Consider the following 24,490-nt stretch of genomic DNA (forward strand, 5'->3'; position numbering starts at 1 on the left):
CGGCCCCTCCTGGATGCTCGCCCACAGTTGTGCGGGCGCGAACCCCGGCGACGCGCTCGCGCCTAGGATGGGGGCATGCCCCGCGTGCTGCTGATCCTGGCGGTCCTTGCGCTCGTGTTCTACGTCGTGAGCATCGTCGACTGCGCGGTGCAGCCCCCCAACCGGCACCGCGGAGTGCCGAAGTCGGCGTGGCTGGCGATCATCGTCGTGCTGCCGGTGCTCGGCGGCATCCTCTGGTTCGTCATCGGGCGCGGTCGCAGGCAGACGGCGGCGGCCCGACGGGCGCCGGACGACGACCCGGTCTTCCTCGGCAGCATCGGCTCGATCAGCGACCAGGACGAGCGCATCCGGCGCCTGGAGGAGGAGCTGGCCCAGCTCGACGCCGAGGGCGTCGACCCCGACGGTCCCGCCGCGGAGCCCACCGACACGACGGCGCCCCCCGCGGGCAAGGCCGATCCCGACTCCGACGACCCGCGCCGCGGGTCGGCCGGCTGATCGCCCGTGTCATGACGCGCGCTTCGGCGAGCCCGGCGACCGATGCGATGGCCGCCCTCCTGGCGGAACTGGTCGGCCGCGGGCTGACCGACATCGTGCTGAGCCCCGGCTCCCGCTCGCAGGCCCTCGCCCTGGCAGCGGCGGCATTGGAGCGCGCGGGCAGGACCTCCCTGCACGTGCGCATCGACGAGCGCGTCGCGGGTTTCACGGCGCTCGGGATCGCCCGGGAGACCCGCCGGCCGGTGGCCGTCGTCTGCACGTCGGGCACCGCCGTCGCCAATCTGCTGCCGGCGGCGCTCGAGGCGCACCACGCCGGGGTTCCGCTGCTGCTGCTGACCGCCGACCGTCCCGGCGAGCTGCGCGGCGTCGGAGCCAACCAGACCACGCGTCAGCCGGGGCTGTTCGGCCCGGCGGCGAGGTATGCCATCGACGCGCCGGTGCCCGACGAGACGGACGACACCGGCGCGTCCGCGCAATCCGCGACCTTTCGGGCCATCGCGGCGGATGCGTGGGATGCCGCGGCCGGCCGCGGATCCCGCACTCCCGGGCCCGCGCACGTGAACCTGCCCGTGCGCGAGCCCCTCGCGGGCGCCCTGCCGGGATGGTTCGGCCGCCCCGACCGTCAGTCCGGCGAGGAGCCCGTCGACGAGGCATCCGGAGCGCTGTACCAGGGCGGCGGGGGCATCGGCGACGCCGGTGCGGCCGGGTCCGTGGCGGATCCCGTCGTCCTCGAGCGAGGGCCGCGCACCGTCGTCGTCGCGGGCGCCGATCCGGGAGCGGACGCCGAGCTGATCGCGCACGAGGGCGGCTGGCCGCTCATCGCCGAGGTCGTCAGCGGTGCGCGCTACGGTCGCCATCTCGTGCACGGGTACCGTGCCCTCCTGCGCGACGAGACGCTCGGGGGCCGCATCGAGCGGGTCGTCCTGGTGGGGCGGCCGACCCTCAGCCGCGAGGTGACGGCACTGCTCTCCCGTGAGGACATCGAGGTCGTCGCCGTGCGCGGGCCCGCGGAGCGGGTCACGTTCAGCTCCCGCACGCAGAGCGTGGATGCCGTCACCGTCGCCGCCGGGCAGCCCGACCGCGAGTGGCTCGGGGCATGGCTCTCCGCATCCCGCGACGCGGCCGTCGACCTCGCGCCCGCCGCGCCGGACGCGCAGGCCCTGGCATCCCCCGACGCCCTGACGCGGCGCGCGGCGGTCGATGCCGAACTCGCGGCCGTGCGGCGCCCGCTCGATCGTGCCGCGCTCGTCGACGCCGTCTGGAGGGCGACGTGGCCGCACGACCGGATCGTCTTCGGGTCCTCGCGGCTGGTGCGCGTGGCGGATCAGGTGCTCGGGGGCAAGAAGGTGCCGGTGCACGCCAACCGCGGGGTCGCGGGCATCGACGGCACGGTCGCGACGGCCACGGGGATCGCGCTGGCGAGCCAACGGGGCGGCGGACCGGGCGTGACGCGGCTCGTCCTCGGCGATCTCGCCCTGCTCCACGACGTCGGGGCGCTCCACCTCCCGGGCGCCGAGCGGGAGCCGCGCCTGCAGGTCGTCGTCGGCAACGACGGCGGGGGCACGATCTTCGACGGCCTCGAGGTGGCCGCCGCCGCGGATGCCGCGGACATGACGCGCGTGCTCTACACGCCCCACGACGCTCGGCTCGAGCACCTCGCGCTCGCCTATGGCTGGGAGTACCACCGGGTCACGACGCGGGCGGCGCTCGACCAGCTGCTGACGGCGCCCGGGGGCGGCCGTCAGCTCATCGAGGTTCCGCTGGAGCGCTGACGCGGCGCGTCGCGGCGGGTGCCCACCTGCCCGGCGACGACGCCGGTGCGGCAGGATGAGCGCATGACCGCGAAAAGCCAGCACAACTGGACCGCCGACCCCGCTCACGTGCTCAGGGTCGGCTCGGGCTTCGTGCTCTCGGGAAGGGATCCGCAGTCGACCCCGGGCTACGAGGGCATGAAGGACGACGGACGCGCCGACCTCGAGTCGGGGCTCGAGGAGCTCGCGGAGTATCAGGAACGGCTGTTCGCGGCCAGCAGGGGAGGCGCGCAGGATGCCGTGCTGCTCGTGCTGCAGGCGATGGACACCGCCGGCAAGGGCGGCATCGTCCGCCACGTGGTCGGCGGCGTCGACCCGCAGGGCGTGCAGCTGGCCGCCTTCAAAAAGCCCACGGAGGAGGAGCTCGCGCACGACTTCCTCTGGCGGATCCAGAAGCGGGTCCCGGAGCCCGGGATGCTCGGCGTCTTCGACCGCTCCCACTACGAGGACGTGCTCGTCGCGCGGGTGCACCGCCTCGCCGACGAGGCCGAGATCGAGCGTCGGTTCGACGCGATCAACGAGTTCGAGGCGGGGCTCGTGGCCCGCGGCATCCGCATCGTCAAGGTCATGCTGCACATCTCCTACGAGGAGCAGGCGTCCCGGTTGCGCGAGCGGCTGGACCGGCCGGACAAGCACTGGAAGTACAACCCGGGCGACGTCGACGAGCGCCTGCGCTGGCCCCACTACATGTCGGCGTACCAGAGCGTGTTCGAGCGCACCGCCACGGAGGCGGCGCCGTGGTTCGTCGTGCCGGCCGACCGGAAGTGGTACGCGCGGCTCGCGGTGCAGGCGCTGCTGCTCGACGCGCTCGAGGGGATCGACCCGCAGTGGCCGGCGCCCACCTACGACGTCGAGGCGGAGAAGAAGCGCCTAGCGGCGACGTAGCCCTCCCCATCCCCGCCGAGACACCACATCCGCAGCGAACCACCATCGGACGTGTGGTGCGTCGACGCGAATGTGGTGTCTCGGCGTGGGGAAGGGGCGGGGGGTCAGGCTAGGGCGTCGACGATCGGGCGGAACTTCACCCTCGTCTCGAGCAGCTCGGACTCCGGGTCGCTGCCGGCGACGATTCCCGCACCCGCGTGGGCGATGACCTGCCGGGTCTTCTCGAGCTGCCACGAGTGGCCGTCGGTCTGGGCGGAGGGGCCGAACTGCGCGCAGCGCAGCGCGATGGCCCACTCGCCGTCACCGGAGGCGTCGATCCAGCCTACGGGGCCCGCGTAGCGGCCCCGGTCGAACGGCTCCAGGCGCTCGATGGCCGCGAGGGCCGCGGGCGTGGGGCTGCCGGCCACTGCCGCCGTGGGGTGCAGCGCGCCGACGAGCTCGAGCGCGGATGCCCCGTGCGAGAGCTCGCCCTCGATGTCGGTCGCGAGGTGCCACACGTTCGGGAGCTTCAGCGTGAACGGCGTCTCGCCCGACGCGAGGGCGGTGGTGTGGGGCCGGAGGGAAGCCAGCACGCTGCGCACGGCGTACTGATGCTCGTCCTGATCCTTGGCGCTCGTGGCCAGATCCAGCGAGGCGCGCGTATCCGCGTCGGCGTCGGCGCCCCGCGAGGCCGTCCCGGCGAGCACGCGGGCCGTGACGGTGCCGCCCGTGACGGTCACGAGGGTCTCGGGGCTCGCGCCCACGAGCCCGTCGACCGCGAAGGTCCAGACGTCCGGGTAGCCGCTCGCGAGCGCCCGCACGAGGCGCCGCACGTCGGCGCCCGCGGGCACCGTGCCGACGAGGTCCCGCGCGAGGACGACCTTGGAGACCTCGCCCTCCCCGATCGCCGCGAGGGCGGCGCGGACGGCCGCCTGGTAGCCCGGAGCGTCGAGGACGCCGGGTCCGAGTGTCGCCGACCAGTAGGGCCCGAACGCGCGGGGCTCGGGCGCGGTCGCGGGCTCCGCGGCATCCGCCCAGCGCACGGTCGTGACCCAGGAGCGGCCGTCGCGCCGGCCGACGACGGCCCGCGGGACGATGATGGTGCTGGTGGATGCCGAGCCGTCGGCGAAGGCGAGGGCTCCGAACCCGATCAGACCCGTGCCCGGGAGGCCCACCTCGTCGCGGACGTCGGCGGCGTCGGCCACCGCACGCCACGCCTCAGCGAGGGCGGCGGCGCGGGTGCCCTCCTCCGGCTCGGGGCGGCGCCCTCCCACCTCGAGGGCCGTGATCATGCCGATGCCGACGAAGCCGTCGCCGCGGCGCTGCCAGACCAGTGGATGCGCCGGATCGGCGTAGGCGAGCACGTCTTCGATGTGCGGGGTCTCGCGGGTGTGGACCACCAGCCTGCGCGCACGCGGGGAGGCGGGGTCGGTCACCCCTCCAGCCTAGACTCGCACCGTGATGGCTCGGCCCGCCGCGGGGAAGCGGCTCTCCTTTCGGTGGCGGAAGTGGGACGGTGGCGTGCACTGGGTGCACGAGTGCGTCTACCTCGGGTCGGACGAGCACGGCGACTGGTTCGGGCAGCGGGCGGGGTGGCAGAGCGTGCGACCCGGCCGGGACGTGCTGGCGCCGCAGGACAACGTGACGCTGATGCCGCCCTCGGGCGACCACGCCCTGACGATGAACGCCCCGCCGCACCGCACGCGCGTCTACATCGACCTCGCGTGGGATGTGCGCTGGTCGCCAGAAGGCGAGCCCTCGGGGATCGACATGGACCTCGACGTCGTGGACCACTCGGAGCGCGGCGTGTACATCGACGACGTCGACGAGTGGGAGGAGCACCGGGCGCGCTACGGCTATCCCCGCGACGTCGTCGATCGGCTGGAGGCGCTCGCCACCGATCTGGAGCGGCGGGTGCGCGCCCACGAGGCCCCGTACGAGGCCTCGACGGCCGCCCGCTGGCTCGCCGTGCTGGCGGAACTCGCGCCTAGACTCGACGGGTGACCGCCGCATCCGAACCCGACCGCACGCGCGCCGACCTCGCGAAGGATCCGCGTGCCGTCAGCGGCATGTTCGACGGCGTCGCGCGCGGATACGACCGCACCAACACCGTCCTCAGCATCGGGAACGACCGCCTGTGGCGGGTCGCGACGACGCGCGCCGTCGGGCCGCGGGCGGGGGAGCGCGTGCTCGACCTCGCCGCGGGAACCGGGGCATCCTCTGTCTCCCTCGCCCGCAACGGCGCCGACGTCGTCGCGGCGGACTTCTCGCCCGGGATGATCGCGGAGGGCCGGCGGCGGCACTCCGGCGTGCCGAACCTGGAGTTCGTGGAGGCGGACGCCACCGACCTGCCGTTCGCCGACGACGAGTTCGACGCCGTCACGATGTCGTTCGGGCTGCGCAACGTCAACGAGCCGAGGAAGGCTCTCGCCGAGCTCTGGCGGGTCACCAAGCCGGGCGGCCGGATCGTGGTCTGCGAGTTCTCGCACCCGCCTTCGCCCGCCTTCGCCGGGCTCTACCGCTTCTACAACGATCGGGTGCTGCCGATCGTGGCGCGAGCGGTCAGCTCGAACGCCGACGCCTACGACTACCTGAACGAATCGATCCGCGACTGGCCCGACCAGACGACCCTCGCCCGCTGGATGCGCGAGGCCGGATGGGCGCAGGTGGAGTACCGCAATCTCTCCTTCGGGATCGTCGCCCTGCACCGGGGGGTCAAGCCCGCCGGTAGGCTGAACGGGTGACCCCGAGCCCCTCCGCCCCGGGCTCGCGCCTTGCGAGCCGCCTCGGCATGACCGAGCGCGTCTTTGCCGGTCCCCGCTCGCGCAAGCTGTTGCGCACGATCGAGGAGGGCCTCGATCTCGTGGAGGCCGCCCTCGCCGATGAGCTCCGCGTGTCGGACGCGCTGGCCGACACCACCAGCCGCTACCTCTACGAGGCCGGCGGCAAGCGCATCCGCCCCATGCTCGCCCTCCTGAGCGCCCAGCTGGGCGAGGGGACGACGCAGGATGTCGTGGAGGCCGCTGCCGCGCTGGAACTCACCCACCTCGGCTCGCTCTACCACGACGACGTCATGGACGGCGCCGATGTGCGGCGCGGGGTCCCGAGCGCGCACGCCGTGTGGGGCAACAACGTCGCGATCCTCACCGGCGACCTCCTCTTCTCCCGGGCCAGCCAGATCATGGCGCGGTACGGCGAGCGGGCCATCAAGCTGCAGGCCGACACGTTCGAGCGACTCGTCCTCGGGCAGATGCACGAGACCGTGGGGCCGCAGTCCGGCGACGACCCCGTCGACTTCTACCTGCAGGTGCTCTCGGACAAGACGGGCTCCCTCATCGCCGCGTCGGCGCAGTCCGGCATCGTGTTCTCCCACGGCCCCGCCGAGCTGGAGGAGCCGATGGCTCTGTTCGGCGAGAAGGCGGGCGTGGCGTTCCAGCTCCTCGACGACGTGATCGACCTCTCCGCGGATCCCGACGAGACGGGGAAGGTGCCCGGCACCGACCTTCGCGCCGGGGTGCCGACGATGCCCTACCTGCTGCTCGGCCGGATGTCGGATGACGCGTCGGTCGCGCTCCGCGCCCGGATCGACGAGGGTGTGGCGAGGATCGCCGACGGCGCGGACCCCGGCATCCTGGATGCCGACCTGGCGGCGCTTCGCGACCACCCCGCGACGGCGGACACGCTCGCGCTGGCCCACGAGTACTCGCGCGCCGCGATCGACGCGCTCGAGCCCCTGCCCGCCGGGGCGGTGCGGGAGGCGCTCACGCGCTTCGCGCAGGCCGTCGCCGACCGCAGCAGCTGAGCCGGCTCGCCCGTCTCCTCCTCACCCGAAAGGACCCCCACGTGGCGGACACTCACGCGACGAACACCCACGCGCCGGCCTCCCACGACACCAAGCTCCGGCTCGCCATCGTCGGCGCCGGGCCGGCGGGCATCTACGCGGCGGACATCCTGCTGAAGGCCGAGCGCAGGTTCGACGTCTCGATCGACCTCTTCGAGCAGCTCCCCGCGCCCTACGGGCTCGTCCGCTACGGCGTCGCCCCCGATCATCCGCGCATCAAGGGCATCATCACCGCCCTGCGCGAGGTGCTCGACCGCGGCGACATCCGCATCTTCGGCAACGTGCGCTTCGGCGAGGACATCACCCTCGACGACCTCAAGCGGCACTACCACGCGGTCATCTTCGCGACGGGTGCGATCCGGGACACCTCGCTCGACATCCCCGGCATCGACGCGGCCGGCTCCTACGGCGCCGCCGACTTCGTCAGCTGGTTCGACGGCCACCCCGACGTGCCGCGCACGTGGCCCCTCGAGGCGGAGTCCGTCGCCGTGATCGGCAACGGAAACGTCGCGCTCGACGTCTCGCGCATGCTGGCCAAGCACGCCGACGACCTCCTGCCCACCGAGGTGCCCGAGAACGTCTACCAGGGTCTGAAGGCATCGCCCGTGACCGACGTGCACGTCTTCGGTCGCCGCGGCCCCGCTCAGGTGAAGTTCACTCCGCTGGAGCTGCGCGAGCTCGGCGAGCTGCGCGATGTCGACATGGTCGTCTACGACGAGGACTTCGACTACGACGACGCATCCCGCGCGGCGATCGCCAGCAACAAGCAGGTCATGGTCATCGACCGGGTGCTGCAGGCCTGGCGCAAGCGCCCGTCCGTCAACAATGCAGGCGGCGAGGCGTCGCGACGGCTCCACCTTCACTTCTGGGCGAGGCCCGTCGAGGTCAGAAAGGATGCCGACGGCCGCGTGTCCTCGTTCGTGTACGAGCGCACCCGCCCCGACGGGCAGGGCGGCGTGACCGGCACGGGAGAGCTGCGCGAGGTGCCGATCCAGGCGCTGTACCGCGCCGTCGGGTACTTCGGCTCCCCGCTTCCCGGGGTGCCGTTCGACAAGCGTCACGGCGTCATCCCCAATCACGAGGGCCAGGTGCTTCACAAGGATTCCAACGAGCGCGTGCCGGGCGTCTACGCGACGGGCTGGATCAAGCGGGGCCCCGTCGGGCTCATCGGTCACACGAAGTCCGACGCGATGGAGACCGTGCGTCACCTCATCAACGACCAGGCGTCGTGGTGGCAGCCCGCCGACCCCTCGGAGTCGGCGATCCCCGATCTCCTCGCGTCCCGGGGCGTGGCCTGGACCGACCTCGAGGGCTGGCACCGCCTCGACGAGCACGAGGTCGCCCTCGGCAGGCCGCACGAGCGTGCCCGCATCAAGGTGGTGCCGCGCGAGGAGATGGTGCGCATCTCCCGCGGCGAGTGAGGCGCGAGCCTCGGCTCACCCCGGCGCTGCTGACGGCGCTGGGGTTCATCACCGCGGTCGGCCCCGTGGCGGTCGACTTCTACCTGCCGTCGTTCACCGACATCGGTTCGGACCTCGGGGCGGGCGCCTCTGCGGTGCAGCTGACGCTGACGGGCTTCCTCGTCGGCGTCGCCTGCGGGCAGCTGCTGCTCGGTCCGCTGTCGGATCGGCTCGGCCGCAGGCGGGTGCTCGTCGCGGGCATGGCCGTGTTCGCGCTGGCATCCGCCGCGATGGTCTTCTCGCCGTCGATCGAGGTGTTCGTGGCCCTGCGGGCCGTGCAGGGGTTCGCCGGCGCCGTCGGGATGGTGCTCGGCCGCGCGATCGCGGTGGATCTCGCGGGCCCGGCGAAGGCGGTGCGACCGCTCAGCCTCATCATGACGCTCGTGGGTCTCGGTCCCATCGTCGGTCCTCCCGTGGGTGGGATCCTCGCGGGGGTATGGGGCTGGCGGGGCACCCTCGGGGCGATGGCGGTCTTCGCCGCGATGATGTTCGTCCTCGCGCTCGTCGTGATCCCCGAGTCGCTGCCGCCCGACCGGCGCGCGCGGGGCGGCGTGGGCGCGGTGGTGCGCGGCCTCGGCGGGCTGCTGCGCGAGCCGGGCTTCCGCGGCTATCTCGTCGCGTTCGCGCTCGGGTTCGGCGCGCTCATGGCCTACCTCTCGGCATCCCCGTTCGTCGCCCAGGTGGTGCTGGGCCTCGACCCCGTCGAGTATGGGCTGACCTTCGCGATCGGGGCGTCCGGCATGGTCGTGGCCAACCTCGTCAACGCCGCGATCGCGCCCCGCGTGGGCCCGCGCCGGATGCTCGCGGTGGGCCAGGGGATGCTCCTCGGCGCCGGGATCGTCCTGGTCGTCCTCTCGGCCGCCGGCATCCTGCAGGTGTGGTCGTTCCTGGCTCTCGTCATCCCGCTCTGTGCGGGCACGGGGCTGATCATGTCGAACGCCACGGCCCTCGCTCTCGCCCGCGCCGACGGGCGCCGGGGTGCCGGCTCGGCCCTCCTCGGGGCGGGGCAGTTCACGACCGCGGCCGCGCTCTCCCCGCTGGTGGGGCTCGCGGGGGAGGGGACGGCTGTCCCCATGGCCGTGATCGTCGTGACCTGCGGGGCGATCGGCATCCTCGCGGCGGCCCGCGCCGCGCGCCCGCGTCCGCCCGCTTGACGCCCCCTCGCCCTTCCCTCCCGGCGAACGGTCGCGACACGCCGCGCGGCACACTCCCGTTGCGGCGTGTCGCGACCGTTCGCGGCCGGCGAGGCGCCGTTCACGCGGCCAGCGCCGAGCGCATCGTGTCGAGAAGCCACGCGGTCGACGACGTCGCGCCCGCGTCGTTGTGGGAGATGAGGTGCACGGAGGTGGTCGGGGAGGGGAACGGGAGCTCGAGCAGCCTCACCCCCGCGGGCAGGGCGAGCGCGGCAAAGGCATCGATGGGAACGATCGCGACGTATCCGCAGCGTGCGACGATCCACGGCAAGGACGTGAAACGCGGCACTTCGACCTGGGGGACGCTGGACATCACGCCCGCGCCGAGCGTGGTGACCGCCTCCGTGATGGCCCGGTGCCCCGCCGCCGCCCCGACCCTCGCTTCGGGCAGCCTGCGCAGATCCTCGACCCGTATCCGCCCGTCATCGTGGTCGAGATCCGACGGGGCCAGGCAGGCGTAGCGATCCTGGAACAGGATCTCCTGGTGCACGGGGCCGATCACCGGCGAACTCGTGATGGCCGCGTCGATGTCGCCCGACAGCACGTCGTGGGCGACGGATTCTATGTCGAGCGGCACCACCTCGATGGAGATCCCCGGCGCCACCTCCGCCGTTGCGAGCAGGATGCGCGGCAGCAGCCCCGCCTCCCCGAGGTCGGTGAGCGCGATGCGGAATCGGCGGCGGGATGACGAGGGGTCGAAGCGGGTGCCGTCCTCGGTCCGCGCCACGATTCGCGAGAGCGGACCGCTGACGTCGGCGTACAGGTCCACCGCCAATCGCGTCGGGCGCACCCCCGTGCCGGTGCGGACGAAGAGCGGATCGTCGAAGTGGGTGCGCAGACGCTTCAGGGCGTGGCTGACGGCGGGCTGGGAGACCCGCAGCGTCTCGGCGGCCGAGGTGAGGTTCCTCGCTCGATACACCTCGACGAAGGTCCGGAGCAGGTTCAGATCGATGGTGGCGAGCATGGTCCATTATTACATTGGCGAATATCGCAGATGTTGATCATTCATTGGACGAAGATCGGGCGCGAACCTAGCGTGGAGGAAGGTCGCCGATGACCTGAGAAACGGAATCAGTGCAGTGACGCAGATGATGAAGGTTGCCGACGCCGTCGGCCGGATGCTCGCCGAGTTGGGCGTATCGCAGGTGTTCGGGGTGGTGGGAAGCGGGAACTTCCGGGTGACGAACGCGCTCATCGCGTCGGGCGCATCCTTCGTCGCGGCAAGACACGAAGCCGGTGCGGCATCCATGGCCGACGCCTACTCTCGGATTACCGGCGACGTCAGCGCCCTCAGCCTGCACCAGGGCTGCGGGCTCACCAACGCGCTCACCGGCATCACCGAGGCCGCGAAATGCCACACCCCGCTGCTGGTCCTCGCCGCCGACACCGCCGTGGGAGACGTCACGTCGAACTTCCACATCGACCAGGATGCCGCGGCACGCTCCGTCGGCGCGACGCCGATGCGCATCCACTCGGCCCGCACCGCGCTCGCCGATGCCGCTCGCGCATTCCGGGTCGCCCAGGTCGAGCGCACCACCGTCGTGCTGTCGCTCCCCGTCGACCTGCAGGAGCGCGAGATCGCGTATCCCGGCCCGCGGCCCGCGTCCAATCTCCGTGTGCCGACGCCGATCGTGGCGACCGCCGATGCGTCCGAGCTAGGCGAGATGCTCGCGAGGGCGGATCGCCCCGTGATCATCGGCGGCCGGGGTGCGCGTGTCGCCAAGCGAGACCTGCGTGAGCTCGCCGCGGTGACGGGCGCGCTGCTGATCGCCTCGGGCGGTGGGCGGGGCGTCTTCGAGGGCGACGAATGGGCGCTCGATGTCGTAGGCGGGTTCGCGACCGACAGTGCGGCAGAGCTCGTCCGCGACGCGGATCTGATCGTCGCTTTCGGCGTCGCTCTGAACAACTGGACGACGCGCGGGGGCACGCTGCTGGAGAAGGCGACGCTCGTGCAGGTCGACGACCGCGTCGAGGCCATCGGCAAGCACCGCCTGGTCGACCTTGGCATCGTCGGCGACACCGGCGCCGTCGCCCGAGCGGCCGTCGCCGCGCTGGCAGCCTCGGGGACGACGAACACCGGGTACCGCACCCCCGCCGTCGCGGAGCGGATCCGCGGGGCTCGCTACTGGTCGGACCAGGCGGTCGAAGCGGTGGATGAGGCGGGCTTCGTCGATCCCGCCGCCCTCATCAATGCGCTCGACGCGATGCTGCCCTCCGAACGCGTCGTCGTGGTGGACGGCGGCAACGTCAACGCCTACCCGGGCGCCCACCTGCGTGTCCCCGACGACGAGGGCTACGTCCTGCCTCTCTCCTTCCAATCCATCGGGCTGGGGCTGGCCAGCGTGATCGGTGCCGCGGTCGCGCGTCCGGACCGGATAACGGTGCTCGGCACGGGCGATGGATCGCTGCTCATGGGGGCGGTGGAGTTGGAGACGGCGGTGCGCCTGCAGCTCGGCCTGATCGTCGTCGCCTTCAACGACAGCGCGTACGGCGCCGAGATCCACCTCTTCCCCGACTCCTCACCCGCGGAGCAGGAGATCGTCCGCTTCCCCGACACCGATATCGCCGCAATCGCGCGTGGCTACGGGTGCGACGCGGTGACCGTGCGCTCCCTCGACGACCTGAGCGGAATCTCTGCTTGGCTGGAGTCGGATCGCACCCGCCCCCTCGTGATCGACGCGAAGATCACCGGCCGCCCGTCCTGGCTCATGGCACGGGAACACGGTCACTAGAAGGAGCGGCCTCGAATCGACGCGGCCGTTCGAGTACTCGATCGCAACAGAAACAAGGGAGTTTCACCATGATGCACAACACAGCAATCCGTTCCCGCAAGGCGCTCGTCGCCACCGGTGCCGCCGCCGTCCTGGTCCTCGCGGGCTGCGCGGCCGATCCCGAGGGCGCCACGTCCGGCAACGACGACGCCGGCGGCGAAGGCGGCACGATCCGGGTCGCCTACCTCGCGACCGGCTCGTCGCTGCCCCTTTTCGTGACGGCCGAGAAGTACGCCGAAGAGGTCGGCATCGACGTCGAACTCGTCGAGGTCGCGAGCGGAAACGAGTCGATCACCGGCGTCGCCACCGCCCAGTACGACGCGGGGTTCGCCGGCATCGGCTCGGCCGCGTACAACGCCGTGGACGAGGGCCTGCCCGTGCGGTACGTGGCCCCGATGCACGCCGGCTACATCGAGGACTACTTCATCGTCTCGTCGCAGCTCGCGGGCTCGTCGGAAGAGGCGGCCGCCGTCGCGGAGGACATGTCGCAGCTCGCGGGGCAGACGTTCGCCGTCAACGCGCCGGGCGTCGTGACCGAGGCGCTGCTCGGCTTCGCGCTGGAGCGCGGCGGGCTGTCGATGGATGACATCGCGCTGGAATACATCCCGTTCCCCGACCAGGTCCCGGCGCTCGCGAACGGGGGCATCGCGGCCGGCATCCTCTCGGAGCCATTCCCCACGCAGGCAGAGGGCAACGGGTCGGGTTACCGCCCGTGGGAGACGCCGACGGATGAAGAGCCGCTGCCGTTCACCGGGATCATCTACAACACGGACTGGGCGGAGGCGAACCCGCAGGTGGCGGAGGACTTCATGCGCGCCTATGCGATGGCCGCGGAAGACCTCGCCGCGAACGGATGGGACACCCCCGAGATGCTCGAGCTCGTGGAGCAGTACACGGGCGCCGACCCGGCCGTCGTCGCCGCCTCGCGACAGCACCACATCCCGGCCGACCTCAGCGTGGACTTCGATGTGCTGCTGCGCTACCAGGAGTTCTTCATGGAGCAGGGGTCGCTGAACTACGACGAGATCATCCCCGAGGAGGACATCTGGGACTTCAGCTGGCGCGACGCCGCCCTCGAGAACTGACGCGGAGCCGATGAGCGTGCAGATGCAGCCGAAGGTCAGGCTCACCGACGTGAGCAAGCGGTTCCCGGGCAAGGAGCAGGTCACCGCGCTCGAGGATGTCTCGCTCGACATCGCCGAAGCGGAGTTCGTCTCGATCGTCGGGCCGTCGGGCTGCGGCAAGTCCACCCTGCTGCGTCTCGTCGCGGGTCTGTACGAACCGTCATCGGGCACGGTCGAGATCGAGAGTTCCCAGCCGGATCGTCCCAAGACGGCGATGGTGTTCCAGGAGCACGCGCTCTTCCCGTGGATGTCGGTGCGCGAGAACGTGATGTTCGGTCCGCGTAACCGCAACGTCCCGAAGAAGGATGCCGCCGGGATCGCGAACGAGCAGCTGGCGCGCCTCGGCCTGGCGCGCTTCGGCGACTTCTATCCGCATCAGCTCTCCGGCGGGATGAAGCAGCGGGTCGGCATCGCCCGGGCGCTCGCACAGGATGCCGAGGTGCTGCTGATGGACGAACCACTGGGTGCTCTCGACGCGCAGACGCGCACGCTGCTGCAGGAGCAGATCCTCGAGCTGCGGCAGCAGACGAAGCCGACGGTGCTCTACATCACGCACGCCATCGACGAGGCGGTGTTCCTCTCCGATCGTGTCGTGCTGATGTCGGCTCGCCCGGGCCGGATCCGGGACATCGTCGAGCTCGACTTCGGGCCGGACCGCACGCCCGAACTGCGGGGCACGCCTGAGTTCGCCGCCCTGTCGCAGGACATCTGGAACCACCTGCGCGACGAGGTGCAGGCGGCCATGGCGGTGGACGACAGGTGAGCTGGCGTGGCCTTCGCGACAAGTGGGCCCTGTTCGTCGGTCCGGTGGTCATCCTTCTGGCATGGGAGATCCTGAGCCGGACGGGAGTCATCCGTGCCACGTTCTTCCCGCCGCCGACCGAGATCATCGCCCGCAGCGTCATCATCTTCGAACCCGATTCCGGGCTCGGGGGCGACATCATCGCGACCGTGCTGCGCGTGCTCGTCACGATCGTCTTGGCCGTCATCCTGGGAGTGGGTGTGGGGATCGCCATCACCGCCTCCCAGTGGATGGACCGCGGCGCGCACACGATCCTGGCGTTCCTCTACCCCATCCCGGGAGTGCTGTTCTTCCCGTTCCTGACGTTCCTGCTCGGGCGTACCGAGATGGCGATCATCCTGACCGCGCTCGTCACGCCCCTCATCGTCATGATCCTGTACACCGTCGCAGGGGTGCGCAGCATCGACCGCACGCTCCTGGAGGTGGCCGACAACTACGGCTCCCGCGGGGCCAAACGGTTCTTCGGCATCCTCGTACCGGGATCGCTGCCATCGATCGTCACCGGCATCAGGGTGTCGCTCGGGTTCACCCTGATCGCCGTCATCGCGATCGAGATGGTGGGCGCCCCCAACGGTCTCGGCCAGTTCCTGTGGTCGAACTGGCAGATCCTGCGCGTCACCGACATGTATGTGGCGCTGCTGATCATCGCGGTGATCGGACTGATCAGCAGCGTCGGATTCGACGCCGTGGCCGACCGTCTCCTGCCGTGGCGACGCGATGTGCGAGGAGCGCAGATATGACCCCGACGGTTCGGCGCTGGGCGCAGTCCTGGGCCATCCCCATCGTCGTGATCGTGGTGTGGGAGCTGGTCACGCGCACGGGCCTGCTCGACCCCCGGTTCTTCCCGCCGCTCAGCGACATCGTCGCGACGGCGTTCGAGCAGCTCGTGAACGGCCGACTGGGTCTCGACCTCGTGCTCACCGTCCAGCGCCTGATCGTGGCGTTCGCGCTCGCCGCGGTCTTCGGCGTCGCGATCGGTGTCGCATCGGGCCGGTGGCGGACCGTGGAGCTGCTCATCCGTCCCATCACGGACACCCTCTATCCGCTGCCGAAGATCGCGCTTCTCCCGCTCTTCATCATCATCGTCGGGCGGGGCGAGGTCGCGTACATCATCACCGCGTTCGCGACCGCCTTCTTCCAGATCATCATCAGCACGCGCGGCACCGTCCGCGACGTGCCGACGGATCTGATCGAGGCGGGCCGCAATTTCGGGGCCACCGGCATCCGCTTCTTCACCCGGCTGCTGTTCCCCGCGATCGCGCCGGGCCTGTTGAACGGGCTGCGTCTGGGGATGGCGACCTGTCTTATCACCCTGATCGCCGCGGAATTCGTCGGCGCCGAATTCGGTCTGGGCGCCGCCATCCGCCGGGCGGGTCAGCAGTTCGCGATCGACGAGGTCTACGCGGGCATCCTGATCGTCGGGCTGCTGGGCCTGCTGATCAATGTGCTCTTCCGCCTGGTCACTCCGCTGGTGCTGCCGTGGCAGAGAAGGACGCGACCGGCGGCTGCCCGCTCAGTCGCCGGACGGTGATCTCTCGAGTGCTCGGTGAGTCTCGGAGCGTTCGGGCGATGGCGACTGCTCGACCTCGCGGCTTGGTCGAGCCCGACCTGCTCGCCCGGGTCGCCGCGACGACGACGCCGTGGTGTGGGTCGGTGGGGCGAGCACGACCCGCATCCGGGGGAGCGTCCTGATCTAGCACACGGTACGGTTGCGGCTATGCCGACGCTCGATCCGCTGCCCGATCGTCCCGCGCCCGACAACCCGTCGGGAAAGCTGGTGCTCCTGCGACACGGCGAGACGGAGTGGTCGAGAACCGGACGGCACACGGGGCTGACCGACATCCCGCTCACAGCTCGTGGGGAGGATCTCGCCCGCGGCGCCGGCGAGCTGGTCGCGGACTACGACTTCTCGCTCGTGCTGACGTCGCCGCTGGAGCGGGCGCGCCGGACCGCGGAATTGGCGGGCCTGGATGCCGAGGTCGATCCGCTGCTCGTGGAGTGGGATTACGGCGGGTATGAGGGGCGCACGACGCGCGACATCCGTGCCGAGCTCGGCTACAACTGGAGCACGTTCACCCACGGGGTGGTTCGGGGCAAGACGCCCGGCGAGACGGTGGAAGAGGTCGCCGGGCGCGCATCGCGTGTGCTCACACGCGTGCTGCCCGCAATGGCGGAGGGCGATGTCGCGCTGGTGGCGCACGGGCACTTCCTGCGCATCCTGACGGCGGTGTACCTGCGGATGGCGCCCCGGTTCGGCGCACAGATCACCCTGGATGCCGGATCGGTGTCGGTGCTGAGCTTCTACCGCGAGCAGCCGGCGATCCTCTCGTGGAACTACGGCCGCGAGCTGCCGCTGGTGCCGTCGGAGTCGTGATGCAGGGGCCGGCGTGCCGACGCCGCCCGTTGGTCAGAACGGCAGCAACGGTGCGAGCTGGACGAGGGCGAGACCCGCGAAGGGGAGTGCCAGGATGCCGACAGCCCAGACACGCCGTCGACGTCGGGCCGCAGCAACCGACTCTCGCAGCTTCGCGAACGCGATCAGATCAGGTTCGACGGGGGTGGCTGCACCCCACGTCTGTATGTCGTTGATCGCCCGGGCGAGCGCTTGCGTCTCAGCCGAGGAGTAGACGGTTGGTTGCCGTTGAAGCCATCGGGCGAGCTGATGCGACCGTAGGACGGAGACGTCCTCCGGTCGCTCTTTGAAGGTGATCTCCCGGGCGGCCACGATTGCGATGATCGGTCGTACCACGACTGCGGCGAGCGTCGCTCGGGTGAGCAGCTTCGCGACGCGTCGGGCTTCGTGTCGAGCGTTGCGCAGGTGGTCGGTGCGGTGACCACCGACGAGGATGCGCTTGCTCGCCACCCAGACCTTCTGCCCTTGGTGATACTTCGAGTTGATCGTGAAGACGCCGCCGGGTCCGACCACGACGTGGTCGATGTCGCTTCCCCCGTTGCCGACGGGGACCGCATGCACGACGTGCCACTCGGCCCCCAGTTGATCCAGCATCCGCGCCACTTCGAGCTCACCGATGGCACCGAGGTACCAAGGTTGGCTTTCTGGGGTGAGCGGGCTCACCCCGAACAGGCGCGCCGCGCCCGAACGCGGTGGAGCGCTCTCCTGAGCGCGCAGTGCTTCGACGATCACCGCTGCCGCGGGCGGGCGGAGACGGAGATCACCAACGGGCGTGCGTTCGGGTGACGGAGTTGCCACGGATGCTGCTGTCGCGGGCACGGTAGTCGCGGTCGTTGGAGCGGGTGCGGGCGGACCGCAATCCAGGCATCGAGTCGTTCGCGTCGTGCGCTCGTAGATCGCGGTCGTTCCTGCCGGAAGGTCGTTGCTGCAGAGGCGGCATGTGCCTCTGTAGCGCAGTCGCATCTGTGCGTCACTCATTCGTCTTGCGCCCTCCGAGTTCAGACTATGAGAGCGTCGGGTTCTGAGCTGAAGCCCGCGTCCTGCGCTCTGTACGATCGCAGGGGCGGGTCGAGATCGTCCGCACGTCGAATCCAGGGAACTCATGCACAAACCAGCCCGTACCGCGCTCGCATCGCTGATTGTCAGCACCGTCATCGTCCTCGGCAGCTGCTCTGCCGAGAGTGGCGAGGGAGCTGCGGTGGATGCCGACTCCACGCCTGCCGCCGTCGAGGTCGAAGAGGATCTGGTCTCGGTCGACGTGCGGGTGGCCCGGTCTCTCATCGACCCTGACGGCTCGCTGGCCGACGACGACATCGTGGCGGCCGCTGACGCGCAGGGCATGACGGCCGTCGTGGACGGTGAGTCGGTCGTCTACACGATGAGCAAGCCGCAACGCGACGAGATGTTGGCGGAGATGCGCTCGTCCGCGCAGGACTCCATCGACGACATGGTCTCCGATACGTCGAACTCCGTCACGGACGTGGAAATCGACAACGCGATGACGAGCTTCCGTGTTTCGGTCGACCGTCAGCAGTTCTCGCCGCTCGAGAGCATGCTCGTACTCGGCTTCTACATCCAGGGAGCGCTGTACCAACAGTTCGCGGGAGCCTCCCCGGATGATGTCGAGGTGACGGTCGATTTCATCGATGACGCGACCGGCGAGGTGCTCGAATCGGGTTCCTACCAGGAGTGGCGCAAGAACCTCGAACAGTGATGCCGCTGCACCTGCCTGCGCCGCGCGGCGAGGCCAACGGACACGACGTCACCGTCCTACCCCTCGGCTAGCGTGGGAACGTTGTACGCGCGACGGGAGATGGTGTGGTCACAGGTGAGTTGAAGCGCCAGGTCGACAAGGTCTGGGATGCCTTCTGGTCAGGCGGCATCGCCAATCCCGTCGAGGTGATCGAGCAGATCACCTACCTGCTGTTCATCAAGCGCCTCGACGACCTGCAGCTTCTCGCCGAGAAGAAGGCCGCGCGGTTCGGCGACGAGGTCGAGAACCCGGTCTTCCCCGACGGCTACGACAGCGACCTGCCGAGCCGGCGGCCGTACCGCGACCTGCGCTGGAGCCAGTTCACCAATTTCGCACCCTCCGAGATGTTCGAGGTCGTCTCCGAGCATGTCTTCCCGTGGCTGCGACGGCTCGGCGCCGAGGGCTCGAGCTACGCCCGCAACATGCGCGACGCGCGGTTCACGATCCCGACGCCCGCGCTGCTGACGAAGGTCGTCGATCTCCTCCACGACATCCCGATGGAAGATCGTGACACCAAGGGCGACATCTACGAGTACATGCTCTCGAAGCTCGCCACGAGCGGCACCAACGGGCAGTTCCGCACGGCGCGGCACATCATCCAGCTCATGGTCGACCTGCAGCGGCCGCGCCCCGACGATCTCATCATCGACCCAGCGTTTATGCGCAAGTCGGATGTCTCAAGAGACATCCAAGCGCCGGTCAGGCTGGTGCTTGGAGGTTCAAGTCGGTCGCTCTGCTCTCCCGTGAGAACTCGAGCCACCACCCTGCGAAGGCAGCCGGCGCAATCACTTCCAGCCTGTGCACGCCTTCGCCAACCGGAAGGACCTTGACGAGGCGCGCGTCAGCCTGCGCGGATGTTCCGACCGGCGAACCAAACTGGGCCGATGGGTCCTCTCTGAGGGCTTCCATGATCGAGTGCGCGACTCTTTCCACGGCCACTGCGAGAAGCGTTTCAACGTCGCCATGGAGGTCAAGCTCGTAGGCGGACCACACCGCGGCGGGGTCGAGGTCACAGGTCACCGAGGCTGCGGCACGTGCCTCAGCGACGCCCTTGCGATCGATAGCTAGAACCTGCTCCAACGTGCCTTGCGGATGCGCCCACACCCCGTGGTCCGCAAGCAAAGTGAGGAGCCGCGCCTTTCGGATGCCCTCCGCAGTCGACTCGTCATCGAGACCGGCCAACCAAGCTCCCCTCGATGCGGGATCGCTCGGAACCTTAGCCTCATCCGCTTTGCGGATTAGGGGACGCAGCACCGTTGAGATCCGACCGGGGCTCTCGGCGAACGTCTCCGTGATTGCACTTGAGAGCCCCGGCAGTGAGTCGAGGGTGCGCTGCATCTCGGGGTCGAACAGCGCGTCAAGATCACACACCGCGCGTACGTCCAAGCCCAGCTTCGTGCAGATCTCCAGCCATAACGCCACACCGCCGCTCCCGCCGCAGTCGACGAGATCTGTCTGCGCGACCACTTCCGCCGACGCGACGCGTGTAAGAGTTGTAGACATCGCGGCGACATCCGTCACACCCTCGAGCAGAACAGGTCGGGGCGAGAACACGATGTCGCTTACCAGTTGTGGATTCTGTGCGAGCGAAGCCTCCACGCGGTCCGCTTGCACATCCAAGACGCTCTCGCTCATCCGGCGCGGCGGCGATCCGGCGCCGAAGACCCAAATCGACGCCAAGTCGCTGGCGAGTCGTGGCCGCAAGAAGCTCGGCTCGTGTGTGACTACGATCGCGGATCGTCCCGACTGCTCGCATTCTCTGTTCAGCTCGGCGAGCCACAGCCTGGCCATGGAGGGGTGCAGGTGGAGTTCCGCCTCATCGACAACAAGCAACCGCCAGTCATCTCGATAGACCGCGGCGAGGAGGACCACCAGCTCGCGAAGACCGTGACCCTCGTCTCGAAGCAACGAGTACTCGACTGATCCCATGCGCACGTACGGGTCTAGGAATCCGGCTGTTTCGCGCAGTTCGATGGATCGCCCGAGAGCGCGACGGATGAAAGCTGCAACGCGTAGCAGGACCTCTGGCTCCTCACGAAGCGCATAGAGCTCAGTGGTCGCGAGACCAGCGAGCCTTGCCATCTCGAGGATCTGTCGGCGTTCTTCCTCGCCGATTGGGACGCCGCGGTACTCGGTGGGTGTTGAACCCCAGCCGTGGTTAACAACGTTCATCAACCCGACCAGGCGATCGGTTGTCAGGATCCGCTCGCCTGTGGCCAAGGCGATCGCGCGAGCGGCCTTTGACTTTCCGCTGCCATTTCGCCCGACGAAGTACTGGACTGGGTGCGACCAGTCCGAGATCTCGATGAATTCGTGCTCAGAGCCAACCGAGTCGATCCCAAAGACGCCAGCTCGTCTGATGGTGACCGAGTCGGGGAACTTGTCACCATCAGTCGGCATTCGACTGATGGACGTCACCTTGAGCGGAGGGTCCCAGGTGTGGATGGCGAGGAACTGATCTGCAGCTTCCCGCTCACTGCCCGCGTCAACCTGCTGACGGTCGATACTGCCACCATTCGGCGCTACCGCCGACACGAGGAATCGGGTCATTGATCGTGTCCAGACTCTGGTCAGTTCTCGAAACCGGAGCTCGGGTCGAACTTGAGAACGCGCGCGTTCTCGGAGATCGTGCGCACTTCGCCTTCGTCGAATCCGTCGCTCTTGCTGGCCTGGATGTCGATGGTGATCTCGAGCTTGGCGCCGGCGCCGGCGAGGCGGTCGATGATTTCGCGAGTCACGTTTCCGATGTCGCGCGAGTACCGGTCGGGGTCGACCTTCACGGAGCTGAAGTAGCGGCTCGGGCGTCGCGGCGCGGAGCTCTCTTCGTTCGATCCCTCCTCGTCTGCTTCGTCATCGATCAAGACGACGTCCACCGGGCCGACCTCGGCGGCGCCGTCCTCTGCTGCGCGCCGGGCGGCTTCTCGAGCGGCGGCGGCACGATCTGCAGAGGCCTGTTCGTCGGCCTTGTTCCAGTCCACGAGGAGCGTGCTGTCGGTCACCTGGAGCGCGGCGTTCTGCGCAGGCGGCACGATCAGTCCGCGGTAGCGACTGGCCTCAGTGTCCTTCGCTGACGCGATCGCGAACTTCTCGCCGTCGACGAGGACCGAGTTGAGCGAGCGTTCGATCGCGGAGTCGAGCGTCTCCCTCTTGACGAGGCGCGGCAGGTAGACGTAGCGCGTGAAGTAGCCCCACAACTCGCCAACGCTGATCTCGCCCTTGTCGCGCCACAGCTGCCCAAGCTCCTGATGGAGGGTCGCTCCGAGGATCGGCGCACCCAGCTCGGTCACAAGCTGATCGTCGCGGGACAGCTTTGCGGCGACGCGCTCGGCAAGCGAGCGGCCGCTCGAGTCCGGCACCTTGTCGGTGATCAGCTCGAACGGCTTGGTGGCGTCGAACTGCTCGGGGTAGACCGCCCACACGAAGGTGTCGCGGATTCGATCCGAGACGGTCCGATCCAGGCGCGTGACCCAGTCGTCGGTCTGCTTGCGCTGCTGTACCGACAGGTTGAGGCTCTCGCTGGTCGCCTGCACGCGCTTCCACGCGAGATAGCTGCGAGCAGCGGCCTCCAGGCTCTCCAGCTCGCTCTTATCGGCCACCAGGAACACGAGAGTGTTGCGGTGCACGCGCTGGCTGGCGCCCTTGGTCTCGATCGCCTCGCGCACCCACTGGTGGGCTGAGGAGTTGGCACCGTCGGACTTCCGCCGCGAGTGGCGCGGGTGGACGATCACCAGGCGCGCGTCTTCGAGGTCGGGGATGTCGGCGCTGGATGCCGGCGCGACGTGAACTCGATCGAAGACACCGCGCGCACGTTCCTCGCTGCGAAGTCGCTCGGTGATCTCGTTCCACACGGTCTCGACGTCTTCGCGGAGTCGCTCGGCATAGTCGTTCGCAGTCTTCGTCACCGACGGCTGAGTGTCGAACCAATAGTGGCCCTGTTCCTCGTAGAAGTACGTCGACCGCTGCGCGAGCAGCTCGATCGCACTGCCGAAGTTGCCGAGCGTGTCACCGGGCGCCGCGGTTCCGAGCCAGACGTACTGCTTATCCAAGCCTTTCCGCGACGCCTTGATCCTCGGGGCAGCTCCCATGAAGATCGTTCGCGCGATCCGCTGCGTCACGAACCGCTGGCCCAGATTGGGGCGGTCGAGGTCGATCTGTTGCGCCATCGACCCCGGACCGTCGATGTCCGAGTCGATGATCGGCTTCCACTGGTCCTCGAGATACTGAGTGAGGTCGGTGTTGACCGTCGTCGCTTCCAGCGGCACGTTGCCGGGGAGGATCAGCGGGGACGTGTCGTTCGAAGCCCACAGCTCGTGCACGATGGACGACACGAGCTTGAGCACGCCGCGGGTGCGCTGGAACCGTTCCAACGTTGACCAGTCCTCGTAGAGGCGATCCAGCAGCTCGGGGTGCAGCGGGTACGACGCGCGAATGCGCTGCTCGTAGTCGTCACTCGGTGCCGCGGCATCCCGGGGGAATAAGGCGGTGTTGCTCCGATAAAGAGTGACGAAGCTGCGAGCTACGGCGGAGATCGTGGTCAAGCCCTCAGCGTTCGGCGCCTGGAAGATCCGGCGGCGGACGATCTCGAACGACTCGTCCTTGCTCGACGGTCGCCACTGGTCGGCGACCCGGCGGATCACGTTCTGCAGGCGCTCCAGCGCAAGCTGGCCGTTGGCGCCACCGATCTCGATGTCGCTACCGCTACCCGCATCACCGGTATCAGATGCCGGGATCGAGACGACGAGCATCGCGCCGGGCACTGACCGCACGACCTCCGTCAACGACTGCGCGAACGTGAACTGTGTCTCGAACGAGCCTGACGGAAGCTCCTTGTCCGTGACGAGCTGCCGGGCGTACGCGACCCACTCGTCGATCAGGATCAGCGCCGGCGAGTACTTCGCGATCAGCGTCCGCAGCGCTTCACCGGGGTTCGTCCCAGCACGGTCATCGTCTGCGATGAGGTCGTACGCCGCGCGGCCGCCGAGCTGCCACGCGAGCTCGCCCCAGAGCGTGCGCACCTCGGTCCCGTCGTCCTTAATGAGAGGTGATCCCGCCTTCAAGTACGTGCCGACGAGCGCGACGCGCTTCACGCCCAGCGCCGCAAGATCCGGGTTTCCGGTCTCGGCGATGAGCTCCTGCAGCTCCTGCGGGAAGTCCTTTGCGGGGGTGCCGCTGAAGAGGTGGTAGAGAGCGAGCATCGAGTGCGTCTTGCCACCACCGAAGTTGGTCTGCAGGTTGACGACCGGACTCGCGTTGCCGTCCCCGCCGCCCACGCGTCGGAGCGCGCGCGACAGCAGATCCCGCAGACCCTCTGTGAGGTAGGTGCGGGTAAAGAACTCGACCGGGTCGCCATACTCGGGGCTCGTCGCCTGACCGGTTCGCACGAGATGCAGGTCGGCAGCGAACTCGGATGCCGTGAACTCGCCGCGTGCCACATCATCGTGCGGGCGGATAACCTCGCGCCACGGCCGCAACCCCGAACCCGGGTCGAGCGTCACTGCCGTCCGCTTGACCTGCTTACGCGTCTGATCCTCGAAGACCGTGCGCTGTAGGTCGACCCGGAGCTTACGGACGTCCTCGGCCGAGTCCACCGCTCCAACGGCATGAAGCAGTCGCTCGATCGTGTCGAGCGCGCGCGCCGCGTCATCAGAACTGAACGGCTCGTTGTGCGCCCACAGATTTCGCGTCTCGCGGAGCTCTGAGCCGAAACCCTGCTGCGCACGCGACAGCACGTCCTTGAACCGGTAGCCCTGCTCGGTGATCGCGCGAAGCTGCACCTGCACATCATGCTTAGTCAGCGTTCGGGCTAGTCCACCCCGGCGCTGCGCGTCTTCTTGTGCCCACGCGGCAGGCCAATCCGACGTACCGTAGGCTGCGGTCATCACTTCATCGACGGAATCGAGCAGACCCTCCGACAACAGGTCGAAGGCCTTTCCCACGCGATCACGGTTGTTCATCGCCATCGA

Annotated in this window: 20 protein-coding genes and 1 pseudogene; 16 read left to right on the plus strand and 5 right to left on the minus strand. The window is 69.4% G+C overall.

The window, feature by feature from the left end:
- The first annotated feature begins 75 nt into the window (after positions 1-75).
- The 3 genes from RYJ27_RS02455 (at position 76) to RYJ27_RS02465 (ending at position 3,191) form a co-directional block, all read left to right on the plus strand.
- Positions 76-495 (plus strand): PLD nuclease N-terminal domain-containing protein, encoded by a 420-nt coding sequence (locus RYJ27_RS02455; protein WP_330171195.1) that lies wholly within the window; start codon positions 76-78, stop codon positions 493-495.
- Positions 496-506: 11 nt separating this feature from the next.
- Positions 507-2,267 (plus strand): 2-succinyl-5-enolpyruvyl-6-hydroxy-3-cyclohexene-1-carboxylic-acid synthase, encoded by a 1,761-nt coding sequence (gene menD, locus RYJ27_RS02460; protein WP_330171196.1) that lies wholly within the window; start codon positions 507-509, stop codon positions 2,265-2,267.
- A gap of 63 nt (positions 2,268-2,330) precedes the next feature.
- Positions 2,331-3,191, plus strand: a complete 861-nt coding sequence (locus tag RYJ27_RS02465; RefSeq protein WP_330171197.1) for a polyphosphate kinase 2 family protein — start codon at positions 2,331-2,333, stop codon at positions 3,189-3,191.
- A gap of 104 nt (positions 3,192-3,295) precedes the next feature.
- Here RYJ27_RS02465 and RYJ27_RS02470 read toward each other — a convergent pair whose 3' ends face one another.
- Complete coding sequence (locus RYJ27_RS02470) at positions 3,296-4,606, minus strand: isochorismate synthase (RefSeq protein WP_422732857.1); 1,311 nt, start codon at positions 4,604-4,606, stop codon at positions 3,296-3,298.
- A gap of 25 nt (positions 4,607-4,631) precedes the next feature.
- Between RYJ27_RS02470 and RYJ27_RS02475 the strand changes: the two genes are divergently transcribed.
- The 5 genes from RYJ27_RS02475 to RYJ27_RS02495 are packed head-to-tail and all read left to right on the plus strand — an operon-like array spanning position 4,632 to position 9,625.
- Complete coding sequence (locus RYJ27_RS02475; RefSeq protein ID WP_330171964.1) at positions 4,632-5,174, plus strand: DUF402 domain-containing protein; 543 nt, start codon at positions 4,632-4,634, stop codon at positions 5,172-5,174.
- A complete protein-coding gene (locus tag RYJ27_RS02480) occupies positions 5,171-5,914 on the plus strand; it encodes a demethylmenaquinone methyltransferase (protein ID WP_330171198.1) in 744 nt (247 codons plus the stop codon). Before RYJ27_RS02475 ends, RYJ27_RS02480 begins: the two co-directional genes overlap by 4 nt.
- Positions 5,911-6,972 carry a polyprenyl synthetase family protein gene (locus tag RYJ27_RS02485; protein ID WP_330171199.1) on the plus strand — a complete coding sequence of 354 codons (1,062 nt, stop codon included), beginning with the start codon at positions 5,911-5,913 and terminating at the stop codon, positions 6,970-6,972. Before RYJ27_RS02480 ends, RYJ27_RS02485 begins: the two co-directional genes overlap by 4 nt.
- Positions 6,973-7,013: 41 nt before the next feature.
- Positions 7,014-8,432, plus strand: a complete 1,419-nt coding sequence (locus RYJ27_RS02490) for an FAD-dependent oxidoreductase (protein WP_330171200.1) — start codon at positions 7,014-7,016, stop codon at positions 8,430-8,432.
- Positions 8,429-9,625: a multidrug effflux MFS transporter gene (locus RYJ27_RS02495; protein ID WP_330171201.1), complete on the plus strand. Its 1,197-nt coding sequence runs from the start codon at positions 8,429-8,431 to the stop codon at positions 9,623-9,625. The genes RYJ27_RS02490 and RYJ27_RS02495 overlap by 4 nt, the downstream gene beginning before the upstream one ends.
- A gap of 100 nt (positions 9,626-9,725) precedes the next feature.
- On the opposite strand, the gene RYJ27_RS02500 is transcribed toward RYJ27_RS02495, so the two are convergent.
- Entirely contained in the window at positions 9,726-10,628 is a 903-nt protein-coding gene (locus RYJ27_RS02500) for a LysR family transcriptional regulator (RefSeq protein WP_330171202.1), read from the minus strand.
- Positions 10,629-10,752: 124 nt separating this feature from the next.
- Here RYJ27_RS02500 and RYJ27_RS02505 point away from each other — a divergent pair, with 124 nt between their 5' ends.
- From RYJ27_RS02505 to RYJ27_RS02530, 6 genes are all read left to right on the plus strand, one after another.
- Positions 10,753-12,396, plus strand: a complete 1,644-nt coding sequence (locus tag RYJ27_RS02505; protein ID WP_330171203.1) for a thiamine pyrophosphate-binding protein — start codon at positions 10,753-10,755, stop codon at positions 12,394-12,396.
- 68 nt (positions 12,397-12,464) lie between these two features.
- Positions 12,465-13,520 carry an ABC transporter substrate-binding protein gene (locus tag RYJ27_RS02510; RefSeq protein ID WP_330171204.1) on the plus strand — a complete coding sequence of 352 codons (1,056 nt, stop codon included), beginning with the start codon at positions 12,465-12,467 and terminating at the stop codon, positions 13,518-13,520.
- Between the two features lie 10 nt (positions 13,521-13,530).
- Positions 13,531-14,322: an ABC transporter ATP-binding protein gene (locus RYJ27_RS02515; RefSeq protein ID WP_330171205.1), complete on the plus strand. Its 792-nt coding sequence runs from the start codon at positions 13,531-13,533 to the stop codon at positions 14,320-14,322.
- Positions 14,319-15,101: an ABC transporter permease gene (locus RYJ27_RS02520; protein ID WP_330171206.1), complete on the plus strand. Its 783-nt coding sequence runs from the start codon at positions 14,319-14,321 to the stop codon at positions 15,099-15,101. The genes RYJ27_RS02515 and RYJ27_RS02520 overlap by 4 nt, the downstream gene beginning before the upstream one ends.
- Positions 15,098-15,892, plus strand: coding sequence for an ABC transporter permease (locus RYJ27_RS02525; RefSeq protein ID WP_330171207.1), 795 nt, complete (start codon positions 15,098-15,100; stop codon positions 15,890-15,892). The genes RYJ27_RS02520 and RYJ27_RS02525 overlap by 4 nt, the downstream gene beginning before the upstream one ends.
- Before the next feature lie 186 nt (positions 15,893-16,078).
- Positions 16,079-16,735 carry a histidine phosphatase family protein gene (locus RYJ27_RS02530; protein WP_330171208.1) on the plus strand — a complete coding sequence of 219 codons (657 nt, stop codon included), beginning with the start codon at positions 16,079-16,081 and terminating at the stop codon, positions 16,733-16,735.
- Positions 16,736-16,768: 33 nt separating this feature from the next.
- Here RYJ27_RS02530 and RYJ27_RS02535 read toward each other — a convergent pair whose 3' ends face one another.
- Entirely contained in the window at positions 16,769-18,088 is a 1,320-nt protein-coding gene (locus RYJ27_RS02535) for a nuclease-related domain-containing protein (protein ID WP_330171209.1), read from the minus strand.
- Here RYJ27_RS02535 and RYJ27_RS02540 point away from each other — a divergent pair.
- Together RYJ27_RS02540 and RYJ27_RS02545 are read left to right on the plus strand one after the other, a co-directional pair.
- Positions 17,973-18,488, plus strand: a complete 516-nt coding sequence (locus tag RYJ27_RS02540; RefSeq protein WP_330172083.1) for a hypothetical protein — start codon at positions 17,973-17,975, stop codon at positions 18,486-18,488. The genes RYJ27_RS02535 and RYJ27_RS02540 overlap by 116 nt on opposite strands.
- Positions 18,489-18,592: 104 nt before the next feature.
- Positions 18,593-19,357 carry a type I restriction-modification system subunit M N-terminal domain-containing protein gene (locus RYJ27_RS02545; RefSeq protein WP_330171210.1) on the plus strand — a complete coding sequence of 255 codons (765 nt, stop codon included), beginning with the start codon at positions 18,593-18,595 and terminating at the stop codon, positions 19,355-19,357.
- A 538-nt stretch (positions 19,358-19,895) separates the two neighbouring features.
- On the opposite strand, the pseudogene RYJ27_RS02550 reads toward RYJ27_RS02545, so the two are convergent.
- Together RYJ27_RS02550 and RYJ27_RS02555 are read right to left on the minus strand one after the other, a co-directional pair.
- A pseudogene (locus tag RYJ27_RS02550) lies at positions 19,896-21,077 on the minus strand (OLD family protein); the annotation flags it as partial.
- A 20-nt stretch (positions 21,078-21,097) separates the two neighbouring features.
- Entirely contained in the window at positions 21,098-24,487 is a 3,390-nt protein-coding gene (locus RYJ27_RS02555; RefSeq protein WP_330171211.1) for a DUF499 domain-containing protein, read from the minus strand.
- Between the last annotated feature and the right edge of the window lie 3 nt (positions 24,488-24,490).

Origin of the sequence: Microbacterium limosum (genome assembly GCF_036324365.1) — a bacterium.
Taxonomy (GTDB): Bacteria; Actinomycetota; Actinomycetes; order Actinomycetales; family Microbacteriaceae; genus Microbacterium; species Microbacterium limosum.